The 22,779-nt window shown below is 71.1% G+C and carries 20 protein-coding genes; 13 read left to right on the forward strand and 7 right to left on the reverse strand.

Annotated features, from left to right (window positions below; translation table 11 throughout):
* The first annotated feature begins 5 nt into the window (after positions 1-5).
* Positions 6-881, forward strand: a complete 876-nt coding sequence (locus ACQPW6_RS21570; protein WP_433891304.1) for a DsbA family protein — start codon at positions 6-8, stop codon at positions 879-881.
* 91 nt (positions 882-972) lie between these two features.
* Here the strand turns inward: ACQPW6_RS21570 and ACQPW6_RS21575 are convergent, their stop codons facing one another.
* Positions 973-3,318: a (Fe-S)-binding protein gene (locus tag ACQPW6_RS21575; protein ID WP_433891305.1), complete on the reverse strand. Its 2,346-nt coding sequence runs from the start codon at positions 3,316-3,318 to the stop codon at positions 973-975.
* A gap of 252 nt (positions 3,319-3,570) precedes the next feature.
* Here ACQPW6_RS21575 and ACQPW6_RS21580 point away from each other — a divergent pair, with 252 nt between their 5' ends.
* From ACQPW6_RS21580 to ACQPW6_RS21615, 8 genes are all read left to right on the forward strand, one after another.
* On the forward strand, positions 3,571-4,398 hold the full coding sequence (locus ACQPW6_RS21580) for an LCP family protein (RefSeq protein ID WP_433891306.1): 828 nt from the start codon (positions 3,571-3,573) through the stop codon (positions 4,396-4,398).
* Between the two features lie 119 nt (positions 4,399-4,517).
* Entirely contained in the window at positions 4,518-6,398 is a 1,881-nt protein-coding gene (gene dnaK / locus ACQPW6_RS21585) for a molecular chaperone DnaK (protein WP_433891307.1), read from the forward strand.
* Positions 6,395-7,069, forward strand: a complete 675-nt coding sequence (grpE, locus tag ACQPW6_RS21590; protein WP_433891308.1) for a nucleotide exchange factor GrpE — start codon at positions 6,395-6,397, stop codon at positions 7,067-7,069. The genes dnaK and grpE overlap by 4 nt, the downstream gene beginning before the upstream one ends.
* A 38-nt stretch (positions 7,070-7,107) precedes the next feature.
* A complete protein-coding gene (dnaJ, locus tag ACQPW6_RS21595) occupies positions 7,108-8,301 on the forward strand; it encodes a molecular chaperone DnaJ (protein ID WP_433891309.1) in 1,194 nt (397 codons plus the stop codon).
* A 4-nt stretch (positions 8,302-8,305) separates the two neighbouring features.
* Positions 8,306-8,800 (forward strand): heat shock protein transcriptional repressor HspR, encoded by a 495-nt coding sequence (locus ACQPW6_RS21600; protein WP_433891310.1) that lies wholly within the window; start codon positions 8,306-8,308, stop codon positions 8,798-8,800.
* A gap of 153 nt (positions 8,801-8,953) precedes the next feature.
* On the forward strand, positions 8,954-10,240 hold the full coding sequence (locus ACQPW6_RS21605; RefSeq protein ID WP_433891311.1) for an AAA family ATPase: 1,287 nt from the start codon (positions 8,954-8,956) through the stop codon (positions 10,238-10,240).
* Positions 10,218-10,613 (forward strand): RloB family protein, encoded by a 396-nt coding sequence (locus tag ACQPW6_RS21610; protein ID WP_433891312.1) that lies wholly within the window; start codon positions 10,218-10,220, stop codon positions 10,611-10,613. The genes ACQPW6_RS21605 and ACQPW6_RS21610 overlap by 23 nt, the downstream gene beginning before the upstream one ends.
* Before the next feature lie 138 nt (positions 10,614-10,751).
* Positions 10,752-11,159, forward strand: a complete 408-nt coding sequence (locus ACQPW6_RS21615; protein ID WP_433891313.1) for a hypothetical protein — start codon at positions 10,752-10,754, stop codon at positions 11,157-11,159.
* A gap of 10 nt (positions 11,160-11,169) precedes the next feature.
* Here ACQPW6_RS21615 and ACQPW6_RS21620 read toward each other — a convergent pair whose 3' ends face one another.
* Positions 11,170-11,580 (reverse strand): pyridoxamine 5'-phosphate oxidase family protein, encoded by a 411-nt coding sequence (locus ACQPW6_RS21620; protein ID WP_433891314.1) that lies wholly within the window; start codon positions 11,578-11,580, stop codon positions 11,170-11,172.
* Positions 11,581-11,718: 138 nt separating this feature from the next.
* On the reverse strand, positions 11,719-12,951 hold the full coding sequence (locus tag ACQPW6_RS21625) for a cytochrome P450 family protein (protein ID WP_433891315.1): 1,233 nt from the start codon (positions 12,949-12,951) through the stop codon (positions 11,719-11,721).
* A gap of 259 nt (positions 12,952-13,210) precedes the next feature.
* On the opposite strand from ACQPW6_RS21625, the gene clpB reads away from it, so the two are divergent.
* The gene (gene clpB, locus ACQPW6_RS21630) at positions 13,211-15,865 is read left to right on the forward strand and encodes an ATP-dependent chaperone ClpB (protein ID WP_433891316.1); all 2,655 of its coding nucleotides are present in this window, start codon (positions 13,211-13,213) and stop codon (positions 15,863-15,865) included.
* Positions 15,866-15,933: 68 nt separating this feature from the next.
* Entirely contained in the window at positions 15,934-16,473 is a 540-nt protein-coding gene (locus tag ACQPW6_RS21635; protein ID WP_433891317.1) for a YbjN domain-containing protein, read from the forward strand.
* Positions 16,474-16,512: 39 nt separating this feature from the next.
* Here ACQPW6_RS21635 and ACQPW6_RS21640 read toward each other — a convergent pair whose 3' ends face one another.
* Together ACQPW6_RS21640 and ACQPW6_RS21645 are read right to left on the reverse strand one after the other, a co-directional pair.
* Positions 16,513-17,766, reverse strand: coding sequence for a glycosyltransferase family 39 protein (locus tag ACQPW6_RS21640; protein WP_433891318.1), 1,254 nt, complete (start codon positions 17,764-17,766; stop codon positions 16,513-16,515).
* 127 nt (positions 17,767-17,893) lie between these two features.
* Positions 17,894-18,505, reverse strand: a complete 612-nt coding sequence (locus tag ACQPW6_RS21645; RefSeq protein ID WP_433891319.1) for a TetR/AcrR family transcriptional regulator — start codon at positions 18,503-18,505, stop codon at positions 17,894-17,896.
* A 494-nt stretch (positions 18,506-18,999) separates the two neighbouring features.
* On the opposite strand from ACQPW6_RS21645, the gene asnB reads away from it, so the two are divergent.
* The gene (gene asnB / locus ACQPW6_RS21650; protein ID WP_433891320.1) at positions 19,000-20,841 is read left to right on the forward strand and encodes an asparagine synthase (glutamine-hydrolyzing); all 1,842 of its coding nucleotides are present in this window, start codon (positions 19,000-19,002) and stop codon (positions 20,839-20,841) included.
* Positions 20,842-20,913: 72 nt separating this feature from the next.
* On the opposite strand, the gene ACQPW6_RS21655 is transcribed toward asnB, so the two are convergent.
* Positions 20,914-21,288, reverse strand: a complete 375-nt coding sequence (locus tag ACQPW6_RS21655; protein ID WP_433891321.1) for a VOC family protein — start codon at positions 21,286-21,288, stop codon at positions 20,914-20,916.
* A 141-nt stretch (positions 21,289-21,429) separates the two neighbouring features.
* On the opposite strand from ACQPW6_RS21655, the gene ACQPW6_RS21660 reads away from it, so the two are divergent.
* Positions 21,430-21,879, forward strand: a complete 450-nt coding sequence (locus ACQPW6_RS21660) for a hypothetical protein (protein WP_433891322.1) — start codon at positions 21,430-21,432, stop codon at positions 21,877-21,879.
* 82 nt (positions 21,880-21,961) lie between these two features.
* Here ACQPW6_RS21660 and ACQPW6_RS21665 read toward each other — a convergent pair whose 3' ends face one another.
* A complete protein-coding gene (locus ACQPW6_RS21665; RefSeq protein WP_433891323.1) occupies positions 21,962-22,516 on the reverse strand; it encodes a hypothetical protein in 555 nt (184 codons plus the stop codon).
* Positions 22,517-22,779 lie beyond the last annotated feature (263 nt).

Consider the following 22,779-nt stretch of genomic DNA (forward strand, 5'->3'; position numbering starts at 1 on the left):
TGCTGATGGGTCTGCCGAAACGCGAACGGAAACGCGAACCGAAACGCGGTCGGACGCGCGGACGGATACGTGCGGGGGCCGCCGCCGTCACCCTCCTCGCCACCCTCACCACCCTCGCCGCCTGCGGTGGCAGCGGCGGCGACCACAAGTCCAAGGCCATCCCCGGCTTCGAGCTCGGCCCGGGCGGCAGCGGCACCGCCACCCCGAGCGCGTCCGGCAGCGCGACCGACACGCCGCCGTCCCCGCCCCCTCCGCCGCCGGACTCGTCGGGCGGCACGACGACGACCGCGCCCCCGGCCGCGAAGGGCCAGCTGCCCGCCCGGGTGGAGGCGGACGGCGCCACGATCACCGTCGGCAACCCGTCGGCGAAGCACACCGTGCTGCTCTACGAGGACCCGCGCTGCGAGCCCTGCGGCGTCTTCGAGAAGGTCAACGGGGCCCGGCTGAACGCCCTCGCGCAGGCCGGCAAGCTGCGGATCCAGTACGCGCTGGCCTCGTTCGTGGACAACAACGACGACGGCAACGGCTCCAAGCGGGCGGTCAACGCGCTGCGCGCCGCCGTGGAGCAGAACGGGTTCCCGGCCTACCACGCCGTCGTCTTCGCCCACCAGCCGATCGAGAGCTCGGACGGCTTCACCGACGACCGCTTGCTCAGCCTCGCGGCGCAGGTCAAGGGGCTGGACACGCCGGCCTTCCAGGCGGCGGTCAAGTCGGGTGGCTACCTCGACTTCGTGACCCGCGCCGAGACCGCCTTCACGGCCTCGAAGGTGGCGGGAACGCCGGCCGTGCGGATCGACGGGGAGCTCGCGCGGAACAAGGTCGAGGATCTCGAAGACCCGGACCTGTTCAACACGCTGCTCAAGCAGCACGGCATCTCATAGCCCGCGCCCGCCCCGATCGCACCGCGCCCCGGCGGACGACAGCGCGCCCGTACCCCGGCGGGTACGGGCGCGCCGCCCGTCGCACCAGCGCTCAGGCCGTCTCGGCCGGCTCCCCGGCGGCTGACGCCGACTCCCCGGCAGCTGACGCCGACTCGGAGGCCGCCGCGTCCGACGCGCCGCCCGCGTCAACCCCCGGCCCCGCCGTCACCCCGACCGGCACCCGCACCGAATCAAGCAGCAACTGCGCCACATCCACCACCTGCAACGACTCCGCCGCCGCGCCGTCGTTCTTCTTCCCGTTCACCGAGTCCGACAGCATCACCAGGCAGAACGGGCACGCCGTCGAGATGATGTCCGGGTTCAGGGAGAGCGCCTCGTCCACCCGCTCGTTGTTGACGCGCTTGCCGATCCGCTCCTCCATCCACATCCGGGCGCCGCCCGCGCCGCAGCAGAAGCCGCGCTCCTTGTGGCGGTGCATCTCCTCGCTGCGCAGGCCCGGCACCTTGGCGATGATGTCCCGCGGCGGCGTGTAGACCTTGTTGTGCCGGCCCAGGTAGCACGGGTCGTGGTACGTGATCAGGCCCTCGACCGGTGTGACGGGTACGAGCCTGCCCTCGTCCACCAGGTGCTGGAGCAGCTGCGTGTGGTGGATGACCTCGTACTCGCCGCCGAGCTGCGGGTACTCGTTGGAGATCGTGTTGAAGCAGTGCGGGCAGGTGGCGACGATCTTCTTGGACGCGCGCGGCTTCGCACCGCCGGCGACCACCTTGCCGTCGTCGTCCAGCTCCTCGCCGAACGCCATGTTCAGCATGGCCACGTTCTCCTGGCCGAGCTGCTGGAACAGGAACTCGTTGCCGAGCCGGCGGGCCGAGTCACCGGTGCAGTTCTCCTCGCCGCCCATGATCGCGAACTTCACGCCCGCGATGTGCAGCAGCTCGGCGAACGCCTTGGTGGTCTTCTTGGCCCGGTCCTCCAGGGAGCCGGCGCAGCCGACCCAGTACAGGTACTCGGTCTCGGTCAGGTCCTCGATGTCCTCGCCGACGACCGGTACCTCGAAGTCGACCTCCTTCACCCACGCCAGGCGCTGCTTCTTCGGCAGGCCCCACGGGTTGCCCTTCTTCTCCAGGTTCTTGAGCATCGTGCCCGCCTCCGACGGGAACGAGGACTCGATCATCACCTGGTAGCGGCGCATGTCGACGATGTGGTCGATGTGCTCGATGTCCACCGGGCACTGCTCGACGCAGGCGCCGCAGGTGGTGCAGGACCACAGCACGTCGGGGTCGATGACCCCGTTCTCTTCGGCCGTACCGATCAGCGGGCGCTCGGCCTCGGCGAGCGCGGCGGCGGGCACGCCGGCCAGCTGCTCGGCGGTCGCCTTCTCCTCGCCCTCGGCCGTCTTGCCGCCGCCGGCCAGCAGGTACGGGGCCTTGGCGTGCGCGTGGTCGCGCAGCGACATGATCAGCAGCTTGGGCGACAGCGGCTTGCCGGTGTTCCAGGCCGGGCACTGCGACTGGCAGCGGCCGCACTCGGTGCAGGTGGAGAAGTCGAGGATGCCCTTCCAGGAGAACTGCTCGACCTGGGAGACGCCGAAGACGTCGTCCTCGCCGGGGTCCTCGAAGTTGATCGGGACGCCGCCGCTGACCATCGGCTGGAGCGCGCCGAGCGCCACCGGGCCGTCCGCGTTCCGCTTGAACCAGATGTTGAAGAACGCCAGGAAGCGGTGCCAGGCCACGCCCATGTTCGTGTTCAGGCCGAGCACGATCGCCCAGATCATGGTGACGCTGAGCTTGATCATCGCGACGGCGTAGACGAGGTTCTGCAGGGTGCCGGTGCTCAGCCCCCGGAAGGCGGCGACCAGCGGGTACGACACCCAGTACGCGGCCTCGTAGTGGTCCACGTCGTGCAGCGCGCCCTCAAGCGCGCGCAGGGTGAGGATGGCCAGGCCGATGACCAGGACCACGTACTCCACGAAGTACGCCTGCCAGGCCGTCGAGCCGGCGAAGCGGGACTTGCGGCCGGCCCGGGAGGGCAGGTTGAGCAGCCGGATCGCGATCAGCGTGAGGATGCCGAGCGTGGTCAGCAGCGTGATGAACTCGACGTACACCTCGTACGGCAGCCAGGTGCCGATCCACGGCAGGATCCAGTCGGCCTTGAAGAGCTGGCCGTAGGCGTTGACGATCGTCAGGCCCAGGGTGAGGAAGCCGACCGCGACGAACCAGTGGGCGGCGCCGATGACGCCCCACTTGTTCATCCGGGTGTGGCCGACGAACTCCTTGGTCAGCGTCTTCGTCCGGGCCACCGGGTCGTCGGTGCGGCTGCCCGCGGGCACCGGCTGGCCGAGCCTGACGAAGCGGTAGATCTGCGCGACGGCGAGGCTGATCAGCGCGACGCCGACCGCGGTGAGGACCAGCGACACGATGATCGCGGCGAGTTGCATGGGGCGCTCCTCGGGCGGGGCCTGGCTGGGCCGGGTTGGTTCTGACGGGGTGGGGCTCCACTGATCGTACTAAGCGGTAACTTACCCCGGTCTCCGCTGAGGTTACCCGTTATCCACAGGGCAATGAAGCCGCGCCACTCGTGATCTGTGTCGCGCGGCACGCCGTCGGAGTCGAAGCCTCTTCAAGGCGATTGAACCGCTGCCAAAGGTGACAGACATGGTGCAAGCGGACAGAAGGAAGGGGACACGCGGATGCGCGCCGTGCTGCGGTGGGTGGCGATCGGCGCCGGGCTCGTCATGATGGCGACCGCCGCGCTCGGGATGGCCGCCTACCGGAAGTTCAGCGGCAACATCCGTACCGACCAGGCCACCGAACGGGTGCTGGCGGCGGCCGAACGGGCCGGCGAGCGGCCCCGCGCCCTCGTCCCGCAGGCGCGCAACATCCTGGTGCTCGGCGCGACCGCCGGCCGGAAGAAGCCGGACGGGTCCCGCGCCGACGCGGCCGTCCTGCTGCACCTGTCGGCGGACCGCGGCCGGGCCGCCGCCGTCGGGGTGCCCGGCGGCCTGATGGTCAGCGCGCCGAGCTGCCCGCGGCCGGACGGCGGCGGCACCAGCCCGGCGGCGTACGAGCCGTTCGGCGCGGCCTTCGCCCACGGCGGAGCGGCCTGCTCGATCCGCGCCTTCGAGCGGCTCAGCGGCATCCGGGTGGACCACCACCTGGTGGTCGACGACGTGCCCGGCTTCGCCGGCGGCCGCCGGGACCTGCTGCGGACCCTCGCCCAGGAGGCGCGCGGCGGCTCGCTCACCCACCCGGCCCGGCTGTACGGCGTGCTGGACACCGCGACCTCGTCCATCACCGCCGACCCCGGGCTCAGCTCGCTGCCCGCGCTCTACGAGCTGGCCGGGCGGCTGCGCAAGGTGCCGGCCGACCGGCTGGTCGTCACGGACCTCCCGGCGGCGCCGGAGCCCGGAGCCCCCGGCGCGGCGACCCCCGCCGGCCGCCTCCTCGCCGCGCTCCGCGCGGACCGTCCGCTCACTGCCGGCGTCCGCGCCCGCCCCGATGACCAGCCGAAACGATGAGATGCGCGTCACACGCAGAGTAAAGTTGAGTCGCTGCGACTCACCTCTGTTGACAGAAATTCCGAGCTGAGGCACGCTTGAGCCAGATCCACTCAAGTCAGTCAGCAGGAGGACTCACCATGGCACGTGCGGTCGGCATCGACCTGGGCACGACTAATTCCGTCGTCAGCGTTCTCGAAGGCGGCGAGCCCACCGTCATCACCAACGCAGAGGGCGCCAGGACCACGCCGTCCGTCGTCGCCTTCGCCAAGAACGGCGAGGTGCTCGTCGGCGAGGTCGCCAAGCGCCAGGCGGTGACCAACGTGGACCGGACCGTTCGCTCGGTCAAGCGCCACATGGGCACCGACTGGAAGATCAACGTAGACGGCAAGGACTTCAACCCGCAGCAGATGAGCGCCTTCATCCTGCAGAAGCTGAAGCGCGACGCCGAGTCGTACCTGGGCGAGAAGGTCCAGGACGCGGTGATCACCGTCCCCGCGTACTTCAACGACTCCGAGCGGCAGGCCACCAAGGAGGCCGGCGAGATCGCCGGTCTGAACGTGCTGCGGATCGTCAACGAGCCGACCGCCGCCGCCCTGGCGTACGGCCTGGACAAGGACGACCAGACGATCCTGGTCTTCGACCTCGGCGGCGGCACCTTCGACGTGTCGCTGCTGGAGATCGGCGACGGCGTGGTCGAGGTCAAGGCCACCAACGGCGACAACCACCTCGGTGGTGACGACTGGGACCAGCGGGTGATGGACTACCTGGTCAAGCAGTTCCAGTCCGGCCACGGGGTGGACCTGGGCAAGGACAAGATGGCCCTCCAGCGGCTGCGCGAGGCCGCGGAGAAGGCGAAGATCGAGCTCTCCAGCTCCACCGAGACCACGATCAACCTGCCCTACATCACCGCGTCCGCCGAGGGCCCGCTGCACCTGGACGAGAAGCTCACCCGCGCCCAGTTCCAGCAGCTCACCACGGACCTGCTCGACCGCTGCAAGACCCCGTTCCACAACGTCATCAAGGACGCCGGCATCCAGCTGTCCGAGATCGACCACGTGGTCCTGGTCGGCGGTTCGACGCGTATGCCCGCGGTCGCCGAGCTGGTGCGCGAGCTGACCGGCGGCAAGGACGCCAACAAGGGCGTCAACCCCGACGAGGTCGTCGCCATCGGCGCGTCCCTCCAGGCCGGTGTCCTCAAGGGCGAGGTCAAGGACGTCCTGCTGCTCGACGTCACCCCGCTGTCCCTCGGTATCGAGACCAAGGGCGGCATCATGACCAAGCTGATCGAGCGCAACACCACGATCCCGACCAAGCGCTCGGAGATCTTCACCACGGCCGAGGACAACCAGCCGTCGGTGCAGATCCAGGTCTACCAGGGCGAGCGCGAGATCGCCGCGTACAACAAGAAGCTCGGCATGTTCGAGCTGACCGGCCTGCCGCCGGCCCCGCGCGGGATGCCGCAGATCGAGGTCACCTTCGACATCGACGCGAACGGCATCATGCACGTCGGCGCCAAGGACCTCGGCACCGGCAAGGAGCAGCGGATGACCGTCACCGGCGGCTCCTCGCTGCCCAAGGACGAGGTCGACCGGATGCGCCAGGAGGCCGAGCAGTACGCGGACGAGGACCACCGCCGCCGCGAGTCCGCCGAGACCCGCAACCAGGGCGAGCAGCTCGTCTACCAGACCGAGAAGTTCATCGCGGACAACAACGACAAGCTGCCCGAGGACGTCAAGTCCGAGGTCGAGGCGTCGATCGCGGAGCTCAAGGAGAAGCTGAAGAACGAGTCCACCGACGGTGACAACACCGCGGCGATCCGCGAGGCCACCGAGAAGGTCGCCGCGACCAGCCAGAAGCTGGGCCAGGCGCTCTACGCCAACGCGCAGGCCGACGGCGCCACCGCAGGACCCGACGCGGCCGACGCGCCGGCCGGCGACCAGGCCCAGGCCGACGACGACGTCGTGGACGCCGAGATCGTGGACGACGAGAACGCCAACAAGAGGGACGGTGCCGCGTGACGGAGGAGCCGAAGGGCTTCGAGTCGTCGGAGCCCGACGTCCCTTCCGAGACCGGCGACCAGAAGCCGGAAGCCGGGAAGGACGCCGAACGGGAGGCCGGGTCCGCCGAGGAGGCGGGCCCGGCGGCCCCGGCCGGGGACAGCAAGGAGCTGACGGCCCTGCGGGCGCAGCTGGACCAGGTCCGTACCGCGGCCAACGAGCGCACCGCGGACCTCCAGCGGCTGCAGGCCGAGTACCAGAACTACCGCCGCCGGGTCGAGCGGGACCGGGTCGCGGTCAAGGAGATCGCGGTCGCCGGGCTGCTCACCGAGCTGCTCCCGGTGCTCGACGACATCGGGCGGGCGCGGGAGCACGGCGAGCTGGTGGGCGGCTTCAAGTCGGTCGCCGAGTCGCTGGAGACCGTGGCGGCCAAGCTGGGCCTGCAGCAGTTCGGCAAGGAGGGCGAGCCCTTCGACCCGCTGGTGCACGAGGCGCTGATGCACAGCTACTCGCCGGATGTCACACAGACGACATGCGTGCAGATCCTCCAGCCGGGGTACCGCCTCGGTGAGCGCAATCTGCGGCCCGCCAGGGTCGCGGTGGCCGAGCCGCAGCCCGGCGCGCAGGGCAAGTCCGAGGAGAGCGCGGACAAGGCGGACGACGAGGAGACCGGTGGCCCGGACGAGGGCTGACGGCGTGGTGACGGTGACGGAGAGGAGGGACGTCGAGGATGAGCATCGGTAGGGACCTGTTGGAGAAGGACCTGTACAAGGTCCTCGGCGTCCCCAAGGACGCCACCGAGGCCGAGATCAAGAAGGCGTACCGCAAGCTGGCCCGGGAGTTCCACCCGGACGCCAACAAGGGGGACGCCAAGGCCGAGGAGCGCTTCAAGGAGATCTCCGAGGCCAACGACGTGCTGTCGGACGCCAAGCGGCGCAAGGAGTACGACGAGGGCCGCGCGCTGTTCGGCAACGGCGGCTTCCGGCAGGCTCCGGGCGCCGGCGGCGGCACCGGCGGCTTCAACTTCGACCTGGGCGACCTCTTCGGCGGCGCCCAGGGCCCGACCAGCACCGGCACCGGCCAGGGCGGCGGCTTCGGCGGCGGCCTCGGTGACGTGTTCGGCGGGCTGTTCAACCGCGGCGGCGGCACCCGGGTGCAGCCGCGGCGCGGCCAGGACATCGAGTCCGAGGTCACCCTCAGCTTCACCGAGGCGGTGGACGGGGCCACGGTCCCGCTGCGGATGTCCTCGCAGGCGCCCTGCAAGGCGTGCTCCGGCACCGGCGACAAGAACGGCACCCCCAGGGTGTGCCCCACCTGCGTCGGCACCGGGCAGGTCTCGCGCGGCGGCGGTGGCGGCTTCTCGCTCACCGACCCCTGCGTCGACTGCAAGGGCCGCGGCCTGATCGCCGAGACCCCTTGCGAGGTCTGCAAGGGCAGCGGCCGGGCCCGCTCCTCGCGCACCATGCAGGTCCGCATCCCCGCCGGGGTCACCGACGGGCAGCGGATCCGGCTGCGCGGCAAGGGCGCCCCGGGCGAGCGCGGCGGCCCGGGCGGCGACCTGTACGTCGTCGTGCACGTCGGGCAGCACCCGGTGTTCGGCCGCAAGGACGCGAACCTGACGGTGACCGTGCCGATCAGCTACACCGAGGCGGCGCTCGGCGGCGAGATCAAGGTGCCGACCCTCGGCGGACCGCCGGTCACTTTGAAGCTCCCGGCCGGCACCCCCAACGGGCGCACGCTGCGCGCCCGCGGTAAGGGCGCGGTCCGCAAGGACGGCTCGCGCGGCGACCTGCTGGTCACCGTCGAGGTGGCGGTGCCCGGCAAGACCGAGGGCAAGGCGCTCGACGCCCTGGAGTCGTACCGGGAAGCGACCGCGGAGTTCGATCCGCGGGCGGAGCTGTTCAAGGCCGCAAAGGGAGCGTGAACGGATGAGCATCGACGGCGGTGGGCTGCGCGGCCCCGGTGGTCCCGGTGGTCCGCGCGGTTCGGCGGGCCGCAACCCGTACCAGCTGACCGAGGAGTCCCCGGTCTACGTCATCTCGGTGGCGGCCGAGCTGTCGGGCCTGCACCCGCAGACCCTGCGCCAGTACGACCGCCTCGGCCTGGTCTCCCCCGACCGCACGGCCGGCCGCGGCCGCCGCTACTCCGCCCGCGACATCCAGCAGCTGCGCGAGGTGCAGCGGCTGTCGCAGGACGACGGCATCAACCTGGCCGGTATCAAGCGGATCATCGAGCTGGAGAACCAGGTCGCCGCCCTCCAGTCCCGGGTCGCCGAACTGACCGCCGCGGTCGAGGGCGCCGCCGCCGTCATCCAACAACGCGAGGCAGCCGTCCACGCCTCCTACCGCCGCGACCTGGTCCCCTACCAGGACGTCCAGCACACCAGCGCTTTGGTGGTCTGGCGCCCGAAACGCGACATCTGACGTCGGCCTTCCACGCAGGCCCGCCACCCGATCGGGTGGCGGGCCTGTTGCCGTTTGTGCAGACGTCGTACGCTTGTTACTAGGGAAGATCATGCTGACCTTGCGGATTTCCCGCACGAAACGGATTCTGACCGGCTGGACGGAGGGGTTCGGGTGCTGTTGAGCTTCCGGGTGGCCAACCATCGGTCGATCCGCGAGGAGCAGCAACTGCTGCTGTCCCCGGTGTACGACACCGACCGGCCGGAGGGCACCGCCCGCGAGGCCGTACCGGTGGTCGCGCTGTTCGGAGCGAACGCGGCGGGCAAGTCCAACGTGGTGGACGCGTTGCGCTTCATGGCGGACATGGTGCGCTCCTCCCACCGGAACGCCGAGCCGGGCTCCGGCATCAGCCGCACCCCCTTCCTGCTGGATGCGGCCTGCGCCGCCGATCCGTCCTGGTACGTGGTGGACCTGCTGCTCCAGGGCGTCCGCTACGTCTACGGCTTCAGCGTGGACGACGAGCGCGTGCGTGACGAGTGGCTGTACAGCTACCCCAAGGGCCGCAAGCGCACGGTGTTCCAGCGGGAGGGCGACGAGATCCACTTCGGCGACTCGGCGCCGAAGCGCGAGCTTGATCTCGTGCAGAACATCACCGAGCCGAACGTGCTCTTCCTGTCGATCGCGGCGCGGTCCCGGCAGGAGGTGGTCCTGCCGGTGTACGAGTGGTTCTTCCAGTCGCTGGGCTTCCGGCAAGGAGGGGTCAGCCGATCCACGCGCGGCATGGGACGGAGGATGGCTCGAATCCTGAGGGACGCCGACCAGGCGGCGGCGGTCGTGGCGCTGCTGCGCGCGGCCGATGTGGGGATCGAGGCTGCCGGTGTCCAGACGTTCGCCGTTGACGAGATGGAACTGATATTGGCAAAGCGTGCCGGGTTCACCGGCAACTTCGAGCCGTCGACATGGGTCTGGGTCGGGCAGCGCGGGCGCAACGGTCCGGTGCGGATGGGACTTGAGGACCAGTCGGAGGGGACGCGCGCCCTGCTGTCCTATGCCGAACCCGTGCTCGGGGCGCTGCGCGACGGCGGTCTGCTCGCCGTGGACGAGATCGACTCCAGCCTGCACCCACGGCTGACCGCGCACCTGATCAAGCTGTTCCAGGACCCGGCGACGAATCCCGAGGGCGCCCAACTCCTCCTGACCACGCACGACGCGAGCCTGCTCGGCCGCAGCGGCGGCGAGGACGTACTGCGCCGCGACCAGGTGTGGTTCGTGGAGAAGAACGAGTACGGGGAGACGACCCTGTTCCCGCTGTCCGACTTCAAGCCGCGCCAGGAGGAGAACCGTGAACGCCGTTACCTGGGCGGCAGCTACGGCGCCGTGCCCTTCCTGAGCGACGAGCGTTTCGAAGCGGCAGTGGCCGCCCGGGGGAGGGCGGACGGTGGCGCGGACCCCGAAGAGTAGCGGCCGGCCGCGCCCGGCGTTCGAGTCGGGCCTGCGCCGGAGCCAGGCGAGCCGGGAGGAAGCGAGGCGGCGCGGCATCGAGGTGGCGGTCTCGAACCCCTGCTTCGAGCTGTGGCTGCTGCTGCACTTCGCCGACCACACCGCGCACGCGGCCACCTACAAGGCGCTGCTTCCGTATCTTCAGAGGCACCGTCCCGGCTACGACAAGACCCGGGTGGACTTCGCCGACTACCGGGACGGCTGGCGGGCGGCGGGTGTCCGGGCCAGGCGGCTGGCGGACGAGGGGCGGGAGTGCGAGGTGAATCCGGCGACGGGGGTCTGGCGGCTTGTCGAGCGGATCGCCGACGGGAGCCGGCCGGATCGGACGGGCTGAGGGGCCGTCGGCGTTCCGGTCGTGGGGGGAGTGTGAAGGGGCCGGGGTGGGCGGGTGGGGTGGTTATAGTCCGTGCGGCGGTCTGCCCGATACGGGGCGGGGGCGGGGTTCGGGGTGGAGGGGCGTTCAGTGCATCCGTTGGCGGTTGAGCAGGAGTTCAGGGCACGGCTGGGGCGTCGGCACGGGTGGGGGGTCGGGCTGCTCGTGGTGGCGGCGCTGCTGTGGGTCTACGCGGGGTGGGAGATGTTCGTGCCCTACAGCGCGGACCGGTCGGGGCACTGTTCGGCTCCGGCCTTCGCCGACCATGACCAGCTCTACACCGACCCTGGAGTGGGCGATCCTGACGAGCACGACCACGACAAGGCGGTGTGGTGCGCGCAGGGGCGGGACTGGCCGCAGCCGCTTGCCGCGCTCCTGGTGTCCACGCCGCTCGGCATCACGGGCGCCATGCTGGCCACGTCGAGCACGCTGACGCTGCGGCTGCGGGAGCATGACGACGAGCGGCGCCGGGCGGAGAGTGCCGCCGCGCGCAAGGCGAAGAGCTGACCCGGGGGCGTCAGGCGTTGCCCATCGCGCGGGTCAGGGCGATCTCGATGACGACGCGGTCGGGGCTGGGGGCAGGGGTGCGGCCGTAGCGTTCGGTGTAGCGGCGGACGGCCTCCGCGACCCGGGCCGGGTCCTGGGAGACCGTGGCCAGGCCCTCCAGGGTGGCCCACCGGCGTTTCTCGACCTGGCAGACCGCGACCGGCGCGCCCGCCTCGCCGGCGGCGGCCCGTACGTTCGCCGCCTTCGCGCTGTGGGTGTTGGTGATCACCCGGGCGAGGCCGGCCTCCGGGTCGTAGGTGACGCCGACCGGGACGACGTGCGGGGAGCCGTCCGGGCGGTGGGTGGTGAGCGTGCACAGGTGGTACTCGCGCCAGAAGGCGAGATACCCGGGCTCGGGGGAGCGGGGATCGCGGCGTGCCATGCGGCCGACGTTAACCGACCGCCGGCCACCGTACGTACGCCGGCGGCCGGTTCAGCCGTACGGGCGGCCCCGCGACGGTCAGTTCGTCGTACCGGCACCCGGGCCGTCAGCTCAGCCCTACCGGCGGCCCCGCGGGCGTCAGCTCAGCCTTACCGGTAGCTCCGCCACACTCGTTCCGATGAATCCCGGCAGCGGCGGCAGCTCCTTGTCGGGGACGGCCTGGGTGATGCCGGGGTAGGCGGCGTACAGCGCGCGCAGGGCGATCACCGCCTCCAGGCGGGCCAGTGGCGCGCCCAGGCAGTAGTGGGCGCCGTGCCCGAAGGCCAGGTGCCGGGTGGCCGGGCGGGTGACGTCGAACCGGTCGGCGTCCGGCCCGTACTCGCGCGGGTCGCGCCCGGCGGCGGCGTACGCGGCCAGGACGGGGGTGCCGCGCGGCACCGTCGTACCGTCCACGACCAGGTCGGTGGTCGGGTAGCGGAACGGGAAGTTGGCCACCGGGCTGTCCCAGCGCAGCGTCTCCTCCACCACCGCGTCCCAGCTCACCTCGCCGGCCAGCACCATGGCGAGCTGCGCGGGGTGGCCGGCCAGCGCGCGGACGGCGTTGGTGATCAGGTTCAGCGTCGTCTCGTGCCCGGCGACGATCATCAGCAGCAGCGTGCCGGTCAGCTCGTCGTCGCTGAGCCGCTCGCCGCCGTCGTGCCAGGTGTCGTCGCGGGCGCCGATCAGCGCGCTGGTGAGGTCGTCGCCGGGGTCGGCCCTGCGGTCCACCACGACCTGGCCGAGGATCGCGTGGAGCTCGGCCTGCGCGGCCATCGCGTCGCCGGCCGCGCTCGACGTGCTGACCATCAGGTGGGTGAGCTTGTGCAGCCGGTCGCGGTAGGCCGGGTCGACGCCGAGCAGCTCGCAGATCACGCCCATCGGCAGCGGATAGGCGAAGTGCCGGCGCAGGTCCACCACCCCGTCGGCGTCGGCGCGGCCGGGCAGCGCGGCCAGCAGCCCGGCGGTCAGCTCCTCGATCCAGGGGCGCATCGCGGCCACCCGGCGCGGGGTGAACGCCTTGGTGGCCAGTCCGCGCAGCCGCCGGTGGTCGTCACCGTCGGCCGTGGTCATCCCGTTGACCAGGGCGAACGCGTTCAGCTGCCACTGCGCCGGAATCCGGCCCTCCTGGTGGGCGGCGAAGTGCCTGGCGTTCTTGGCGACCTTCGGATCGGCGAGGAAGTCGCGCAGCTCGCGGTGTCTGGAGATGATCATCCCGGGCACTCCGCCCGGCAGCATGACCGGGCAGGCCGCGCCGGCCTCCCGCAGGGCGGCGGCGTCCGCATGCACGTCGGAGCCGGTCGGGTCCATGGGGTGCGGGTGCGCTGTGGTCATGAGTGTCCTCACGCGCGATCGGCGGGATTCGACCAACTCCCTTGTGCTGCTGTGGAGTTGGAGCAGGCATTGTGTCACCGCGAACGCCGGTGATTCAACGTTCACGCAAAGCGGAAAGGGTGCCGGAACACGACCCAGCATAGGCTCCCGAATCAGCTCCCGAAACAAACTTGAGTGGAATAGACTCAACTTGGCTCATGTTGAGCCTGGCAAGGCAGAAGACAGACTGTTCGTACCAGTGGGAAGGACCCCGACGCCCGTGGAAGCCGAGCTGACCAACAAGAGCCGGGAAGCGCTGAACGCCGCCAACGCCCGGGCCCTGTCCGGCGGGAACCCGGACCTGACCCCCGCGCATCTGCTGCTCGCCCTGTTGAGCGGCACGGACAACGAGAACATCACCGACCTGCTGGCCGCCACCGGCGCCGACCCCGCCGCGGTGAAGACCGGCGCGGAGCGGCTGGTGAGCGCGCTGCCCTCGGTCCAGGGCTCCACGGTCGCGCCGCCCGCCGCCAACCGCGACCTGCTCGCGGTGATCGCCGACGCCAACCGGCGGGCCGCCGAGCTGGGCGACGCGTATCTTTCCACCGAGCACCTGTTGATCGGGATCGCCGTCAAGGGCGGTCCGGCCGGGGAACTGCTGGCCGGCCAGGGCGCCAAGGCCAAGGCGCTGCTGTCGGCGTTCGAGGACGCACGGGGAGGGCAGCGCGTGACCAGCCAGGATCCGGAAGGCACGTACAAGGCACTGGAGAAGTACGGCACCGACTTCACCGCCGCGGCCCGCGAGGGCAAGCTCGACCCGGTGATCGGCCGTGACCAGGAGATCCGCCGGGTGGTGCAGGTGCTGTCCCGGCGCACCAAGAACAACCCGGTGCTGATCGGCGAGCCCGGCGTCGGCAAGACCGCCGTCGTGGAGGGCCTGGCCCAGCGGATCGTCAAGGGCGACGTGCCCGAGAGCCTGCGCAACAAGCGGCTGGTCGCGCTCGACCTCGGCGCGATGGTGGCCGGCGCGAAGTACCGCGGCGAGTTCGAGGAGCGCCTCAAGGCCGTACTCGCCGAGATCAAGGACAGCGGCGGCCAGGTCATCACGTTCATCGACGAGCTGCACACCGTCGTCGGCGCGGGCGCCGGCGGCGACTCCGCGATGGACGCGGGCAACATGCTCAAGCCGATGCTGGCCCGCGGCGAGCTGCGGATGGTCGGCGCCACCACGCTGGACGAGTACCGGGAGCGGATCGAGAAGGACCCGGCGCTGGAGCGGCGCTTCCAGCAAGTGCTGGTCGCCGAGCCGAGCGTCGAGGACACCGTGGCGATCCTGCGCGGCCTCAAGGGCCGCTACGAGGCGCACCACAAGGTGCAGATCGCCGACTCCGCGCTGGTCGCCGCCGCGACGCTGTCCGACCGATACATCACCTCCCGCTTCCTGCCGGACAAGGCCATCGACCTGGTCGACGAGTCCGCGTCCCGGCTGCGGATGGAGATCGACTCCTCGCCGGTCGAGATCGACGAGCTGCAGCGCTCGGTCGACCGGCTGCGGATGGAGGAGATGGCGCTCAAGAACGAGACCGACCCCGGCTCCGTCCAGCGGCTCGACAAGCTCCGCAAGGACCTCGCCGACCGCGAGGAGGAGCTGCGCGGCCTGACCGCCCGCTGGGAGAAGGAGAAGCAGGGCCTGAACCGGGTCGGCGAGCTCAAGGAGCGGCTGGACGACATCGTCACCCGGATCGACCGCGCCCAGCGCGACGGCGACTTCGAGGCCGCGTCCAAGCTGATGTACGCGGAGAAGCCCAAGCTGGAGGAGGAGCTCGCGGAGGCCACCCGCGAGGAGCAGGAGGCCGCGGCGCAGGAGACGATGGTCAAGGAGGAGGTCGGCCCCGACGACATCGCCGACGTCGTCGCCGCCTGGACCGGCATCCCGGCCGGCCGGCTGCTCGAAGGCGAGACGCAGAAGCTGCTGCGGATGGAGGACGAGCTCGGCCGGCGGCTGATCGGCCAGTCCGAGGCCGTACGCGCGGTGTCCGACGCCGTCCGCAGGTCCCGCTCCGGCATCTCCGACCCCGACCGCCCCACCGGCTCGTTCCTCTTCCTCGGCCCCACCGGCGTCGGCAAGACCGAGCTGGCCAAGGCGCTCGCGGACTTCCTGTTCGACGACGAGCGGGCCATGGTCAGGATCGACATGAGCGAGTACGGCGAGAAGCACTCCGTCGCGCGGCTGGTCGGCGCGCCGCCCGGATACGTCGGCTACGAGGAGGGCGGCCAGCTCACCGAGGCGGTCCGCCGCCGCCCGTACAGCGTGGTGCTGCTCGACGAGGTCGAGAAGGCGCACCCGGAGGTCTTCGACGTCCTGCTCCAGGTGCTCGACGACGGCCGGCTGACCGACGGCCAGGGCCGGACGGTGGACTTCCGCAACGCGATCCTGGTGCTGACCTCCAACCTCGGCAGCCAGTACCTGGTCGACCCCGAGCTGTCCGCCGAGCGCAAGAAGCAGCTGGTGCTCGACACGGTCAGGGCGTCCTTCAAGCCGGAGTTCCTGAACCGGCTGGACGACATCGTGGTCTTCACCGCGCTGACCAAGGAGGAGCTGCGCCGGATCGCCCGGCTGCAGACCGAGCGGCTGGCGCTGCGCCTCAGGGACCGCCGCCTCACCCTGGAGATCACCGACGCGGCCCTCGACTGGCTCGCCGAGGAGGGCAACGACCCGGCGTACGGCGCCCGCCCCCTACGCCGCCTGGTCCAGACCGCGATCGGCGACCCCCTGGCCCGCGCGATCCTCTCCGGCGAGGTAACCGACGGCCAGACCATCCGCGCCGACCGCACCGACGACGGCCTGATCATCGGCCCGACCACCGGCCCGGACACCGGCCAGGAAGCCGGCCCCGACGGCGGCCAGGAAACCGGGCCCGACCTGACCAAGTAGCCGCGGGTTGCCATCGGCGGGGCGGGATGAGGGAGGATGGTGGGGAGACGTCACGAAGGGACTTCACGGTGAGCATCGACCCGTCCTCGATTCCGAATTTCGGGGGCCAGCCGGACCCCGAGCCGACCGGACCCGCCGGCAGCGTGGTCATCCCTGACCAGGACCTGGTCAAGCAGCTTCTGGAGCAGATGGAGCTGAAGTACCTCGTTGACGAGGAGGGTGACCTCGCGGCGCCGTGGGAGGAGTTCCGCACCTACTTCATGTTCCGCGGGGAGGGGGACCAGGCGGTGTTCGCCGTCCGGACCTTCTACGACCACGGGTACACCGTGGACGAGAAGCCGCAGCTGCACGAGGTGATCGACGACTGGAACCGGCGCACCCTGTGGCCGAAGGTCTACACGCACACGCACGACGACGGCAGCGTGCGGCTGATCGGTGAGGCGCAGTTGCTGATCGGGCTCGGCGTCGGGCTCGAGCACTTCGTGTCGAGCACGGTGAGCTGGGTGCGCGCGTCGATCGAGTTCGACAAGTGGGTCGGCGAGACGCTCGGCCTGGAGAAGGACGCCGAGGGCGAGCCCGGTGAGGGCGGCGAAGAGGGCAGCGAGTAGCTCCCCCCCCCCGCACTCACGGCCGTACGGCGGCCCCGCTCAGAGCGGGACGGTCACGACGGTCAGCAGGTAGGCCCCGTAGCCCAGTGAGAGCCCGGTCAGCGCGACCACCGTCACGGCGGCGGCGCGCGGCCGGGCTCTGGCCAGGGTCGCCGCGGCCGGCACCAGCAGCGGGAAGGCCGGCAGCAGGAAGCGCGGCTTGCAGGAGAAGAAGTTGGCGCCGCCCAGCGCGATCGCGACCAGTACGGCGGTGTAGGCGAGCAGCGGCAGCGGCATCCGTTCGAGTGCGGCGAGCACCAGCAGGATGACGGCGCCGGCGCACAGCGCGGTCGCCATGTAGGCGGAGAGGCTGTCGGGGCGCAGCACCAGGTGCTTGACGTAGTGCAGTGCGTAGTGCCCGAAGTCGAAGGTCGAACCCCACCGGGTCTGCACCTCGAAGTAGCCGCGCAGCCCGTGCCCGCTGTGCAGGCCGACCCAGGCCACGTAACCGGCCCATCCCAGCGGCGCCAGCACCGCCGCGGCCCACGCCCTTCGGTCCTGCGGCCGGCCCGACCGGCGCCGCTGCCCTGCGTCTGCCAGCACGGCGGCGATCACCGCGACCGCGACGGCGACGGCGTTCGGCCGGCACAGCCCGGCCAGTACGGACAGCACCCCGGCGGTCAGCCAGCGCCGCGCCACCACGGAGTAGAGCGCCCACGCCGCCAGCGCGGTCATCATCGCCTCGGTGTACGCCATCGACAGCACGATCGCGTGCGGCAGCAGCGCCCACAGGATGACGGTCGCGGTCGCGATCCGGCGCCCGTAGCAGCGGTCGACGACCGCGAAGACGCCCCACGCGGCGACCGCGGCGCTCACCCAGGCCACCAGCAGCGCCGAGACCACCGAGCCGACCGGGCTGACCACGTCCACCGCGCGGACGGTCATCGGGTAGAGCGGGAAGAACGCGAGGTCGTCGAAGCGCATGCCCGGGGCCTCGCCGGACGGGATGAACGTGCCGTAGCCCCAGCCGGCGATCCGGTGGTACCAGAGCGCGTCCCATGCGAGGCCGAGCAGGTTGCGCGGGTGGCCGCCGGTGCGGTGCGCGCACAGGGTGAGGACGGCGACGCCGGCGAGGCGGGCGACGGCGAAGGCGGTGACGGCGGGGGCCGCGCGGCGCCAGGCGGCGGTGAGGGCCGCCCGGCCGGACCGGGCTCCTGGCGGGGACGGGTCCGGGGCCCTTTCCGGGGCCCATTCGGGGGACGTTTCGGCGGGCGATTCGGGGGACGCTGAAGGTGCCGGTTCAGCGGTGAACAAGGAGACCGCTCCTCGGGGGCGAATCATGATGTCGTTCTCAAAGTCGGACAATCCGACTATCCGTGATCCCCGGAGTCCGCCCGGCCGGGACACGCCAGCGATCACGGCATTTCGCCGACCTGCGGGGTCAGCCCCGTTCCTGCGGGCGCAGGCCCGCGAGCGTCACGTCGACCAGCCGGTCGAGGGCGGGGGCGCCGGCCCCGCCGGCCCCGCTGCCTTCGGCCGCTTCCGCCGCGACAGCCGTCGCCGCCGTCAGCGCGTGCAGGGTGTACGCCGCCAGCTCGGCGGCCGGCACATCGGTCCGGACCTCGCCCCGTTCCGCCGCCTCGGCGATCAGCTCGGTGACGAACCCGTTCAGGTGAGCGTGCGCGCGCACCGCGTGCTCGCCCCGGTGCAGGCCGGCCGCCAGATCGCCGTGGTCGCGCTGCCCGTGCGCGAGTCCGGCGTACGCGCGCAGGACGGCCGGGAGCCGTTCGTCCGGCGCCGTCGACTCGCTGACCACGGCGAGGCTGTGCAGGTGCGCGCCGATCTGCCGGGCGTGCCAGGCCGCGAGGATCGACTCGATGTCGGGGAAATATTTGTACAGCGTGGCCCGGCCGATCCCGCTCGCCTTGGCGATCTGCGACATCGTCAGGCCGGTCAGCCCGTGCTCGGCGACCAGCTCGGCGGTGGCGTCCAGGGTGGCCTCGCGGACGGTGTCGCGGTGGGCCGCGATCGTCTCGCTCCAGATCCTCGGCATGTGCGCAGCATAACGCGCGGGCTGCCCGGGGTGGAAGCATCATGTATCGCTAGTGACACTATGTACCGAAAAACTGGAACAGCCCGCCCGGTCCCACCGCTGCCGCTCCCGGGTGGGAGCGTTTTAGGACTGTTCGAGGAGCCGGGGGCGTCCCCGCCGCCGCGGCCCCGTCGGCCCCCGGGCGCGGACCGGAACGCGGCGGACCGTATACGAAAGGGCGGCGGAGCTGCGCCGATGGCCCGGGTTCCGCCCCGCCCGCCAACAGCCGCCCCGGCGCCGGAAGTTCTGGCCTGACGATGTACGCAGCGTCAGAACGTCACGGCCGGCGACCCCGTTCTCGCAGCTCACAGCGCCGTTGGCCCGAAGTTGCCTTCACCAACTACCGTACGCCCAGGGCCCGTTGACGGGCCGCACAGCGCGCATGACGATCGCAGTTGGGTGCCCTTTACACACGAATCCGTGTGTCCGGCACCGACCGAAGCGGAGGAAGACGCATGTGCGGAATCGCCGGATGGATCTCCTACCAGCGCGACCTTGAAACGCAGCAGACCGCCGTGGACGCGATGACCGAGACGATGTCCTGCCGCGGCCCCGACGACCGCGGTACCTGGGTCCGCGGGCCGGCCGCCCTCGGGCACCGCAGGCTCGCCGTGATCGACCTGCCCGGCGGCCGGCAGCCGATGAGCGTGGACACACCGCGGGGCCCGGTCGCCATGGTCTACTCCGGCGAGGTCTACAACTTCACCGAACTGCGCGCCGAACTCGCCTCGCGCGGGCACCGGTTCGGCACCAGCTCGGACACCGAGGTGGTGCTGCACGGCTACCTGGAGTGGGGCGCGGCCGTCGCCGAACGCCTCAACGGCATGTACGCGTTCGCGATCTGGGACGACCGCGAGCAGCAACTCGTGATGATCCGCGACCGGATGGGCATCAAGCCGTTCTACTACGCCCCGACCCCGGACGGCGTGCTGTTCGGCTCCGAGCCCAAGGCGATCCTCGCCAACCCGCTGGCCCGCAGGGCCGTCACGGCGGACGGGCTGCGCGAGCTGTTCGCCTTCGTCAAGACGCCCGGGCACGCCGTCTGGGACGGGATGCGGGAGGTCGAGCCCGGCACCGTGGTCACCGTCGGCCGCGGCGGCATCCGCAGCCACGCCTACTGGTCGCTGGAGACCCGTCCGCACCCGCACGGCCAGCGCGAAACCATCGCGCACGTAAGGGAGTTGATGGACGACATCGTCAACCGGCAGCTCGTCGCCGACGTCCCGCTCTGCACGCTGCTCTCCGGCGGCCTCGACTCCTCCGCGATGACCGCGCTGGCCGCCCGCCGGCTCGCCGAGAGCGGCGAACGGGTGCGCAGCTTCGCCGTCGACTTCGTCGGCCAGGCCGAGAACTTCGTCGCCGACGCCCTGCGCACCACCCCCGACACCCCTTACGTGCACGACGTGGCCCGCGCCTCGCGCACCCAGCACGAGGACATCGTGCTCGACTCCGACCAGCTCGCCGACCCCGAGGTGCGCTCCCAGGTGATCCGCGCCCGCGATCTGCCGGCCGGCTTCGGGGACATGGACGCCTCGCTGTACCTGCTGTTCAAGGCGATCCGCCGGCAGTCGACGGTGGCGCTGTCCGGCGAGTCGGCGGACGAGGTCTTCGGCGGCTACCTGCAGTTCTTCGACCCCGAGGCGCGCAAGGGCCGCACGTTCCCCTGGCTGGTGCGCTTCGCCGAGCAGTTCGGCGACGACGAGAGCATCCTCACCGAGCCCGTCGGCAAGCTCCTCGACCTGGACGGCTACACCCGCGACAGCTACGCCACCGCCGTCGCGGACGTCCAACGCCTGGACGGGGAGAGCGACTTCGAGTTCCGGATGCGGACGATCAGCCACCTGCACCTGACCCGTTTCGTCCGGGTGCTGCTCGACCGCAAGGACCGGGCCAGCATGGCCGTCGGCCTGGAGGTGCGGGTGCCGTTCTGCGACCACCGGCTGGTGGAGTACGTCTACAACGCGCCCTGGGCGCTGAAGTCGTTCGACGGCCGGGAGAAGAGCCTGCTGCGCGAGGCGACCGCTGACGTGCTGCCCCGGTCGGTGTACGACAGGGTGAAGAGCCCGTACCCCTCCACCCAGGACCCGGCCTACGCGGTGGCGCTGCAACGCGGCCTGCGGGACCTGCTGGCCACGCCCTCGCACCCGGTCTTCGACCTGGTCAGCCGGGACTGGCTGAAGCGGGCGGTGGGGAACGCGGCCCCGCAGATCAACCAGGCGTCCCGGCGCGGCCTGGAACGGACCCTGGACCTGGCCCTGTGGATGGACATCTACCGGCCGACGCTTGAACTGACCTGAGCGAAGGGGCGACTTGGGCGCGTCGCTCACGTGCGGGCCGCTCACGCCCGGGCCGCTCACGTGCGGGCCGCGTTACGCGGGTACCTGCAGCACCGACAGCACGTTCCCCGCGGGGTCGGTGAACCACGCGATCAGCGGGCCGCCGCCGCGGAAGATGCCGTGCTCGTCGGTCTTCAGCTGGTCGTAGCGCTCGAAGCGCACGCCCTTGTCGGCCAGTTCGCGGACCGCCGCCTCGATGTCGTCGACCGGGAAGTTGAGGATCGTGAACGCCGCCGGGACGTGGTCGGCCTTGGGATAGACCAGGATGTCCCGCTCCCCGGCGATGTGCAGCGTCAGCATCCCGTTCTCCTCGGACACCCGCACGCCGAGCGTCTCGCCGTAGAACTTCCTGGCCGCCGGGATGTCGTCCACCGAGAACCCGCTGAAAGCCTTGGTCGTACCGAACATGATCGCCTCCTGTTGGATGTCTGTCCTCTTGCAGACCGGTCGGCGGCCGAAAACTCATCGGCGAGGAGCGGAGGCGGGTGCGGCCCCGGCCGTGGACGAAGGCCGGGGTTCGTACCGGGGGCGTCGCTATGCTCCCCTGCCATGCACATCAAAGACAGCGAGCTGGCCACCACTTTGTCGGAACAACTGGGCGAGACGCTGGCCGCGGCGTCGTACGCGCGGCTGAACACCGCGCTCAGCGCCGCGCGGATGTTCACGCCGCTCGGCAACTACCTGGTCGCGCGGCCCGCGGCCCGTTCCGCGGCCCGGAAGATCACCGACGCCACCGAGATACCGCTGGACGCGGCCATGGTGCTGGGGATCACCGCGGACGCGCTGCACGTGTGGAAGGCGGACCCGATGCTCAACCAGGTCCACGACCACATCGGTTCGGTCCCGCTGTCCCGCATCGCGGCGCTCCACGCGGAGGCCGGCCGCACCTGGCAGGACGTCAGGATCACTCTCGACGACGGCAACGAGATCACCCTCCAGGCCCGCGGCGCGGTCCACGCGATCGTGAGCGCCTACGACCAGCGCGCCGCGAGCGCCTGACGCGGGCGCCCGCACGCACGGCTGCCGCTGAGCCCTGCCCGCCCCTCGAACGCTGCCGGCGCGGACCGCGCCGGCAGCGGGGTCACCTGGACGTCCTGATCTCCACGAGCGCGTACGAGTCGGACTCACCGCCGCCCTGGCCCACACCGGTCCAGAGGTTCTTGGTGATGTCGTACGTGCGGTGCTCGGTACCGGCGGTCATGTCCACCTGAGTGGTGTAGTCGTTGCCCTTGATCGTGAAGACGTCGGGGATCTCCATGGTCAGCCAGCCACTGCTGCCGATGACGCTGAAACAGATGTCGCCCGCGGTCTGGCCGGATTTGATCTCCAGCAGCTCGCCGCTGCCCGCACAGTCGGCCAGGATGATGTGGCCGTCTCCGCGCTTGAGGGTGATGCCCTGCGCGGCGAGGATCGCGTCGGCACCGGGGTAGTTGTAGTCCTCCACCGCGAAGCCCGGCGAGTCGCCGGCGGCGGGCGCGGCGGCCAGGGGCACCGAGTCCGGCGACGACTTCGCACCGGACGAGCCGCCGTACGTCACCACGACCGCGACCAGCCCGGCCGCCGCGGCGGTACCGGCGATCCGCCACAGGAGCGCCCTGTGCCTCGTCCGCGGCTCGGCTGCAGCATTTGTGTCCATCTCGGTCCTCACACTCGATTCCCTTGAGTCGCCCAAGTCCGTGCGGTGTCCTGCGGCGCTGGCGGCGTGGTATGCAGAAAGTTTGAAGACCAGAGCAACATCGTTTCCGCGCGAGCCCATTGTCGCGGCCTCCAGAAGCATAGGGACGGTCAGCATCCCTTGCAATAGATGAATTCGCTCTCTAATCTGATGGCCGACGCCACGGAGGTGACGCCTGGGGTGGGATGGTCGCCGCTGCCGCACGGACGGCGACCCTGATGACC

The organism is Streptomyces sp. CA-111067 (assembly GCF_050956065.1).
Taxonomy (GTDB): Bacteria; Actinomycetota; Actinomycetes; order Streptomycetales; family Streptomycetaceae; genus Actinacidiphila.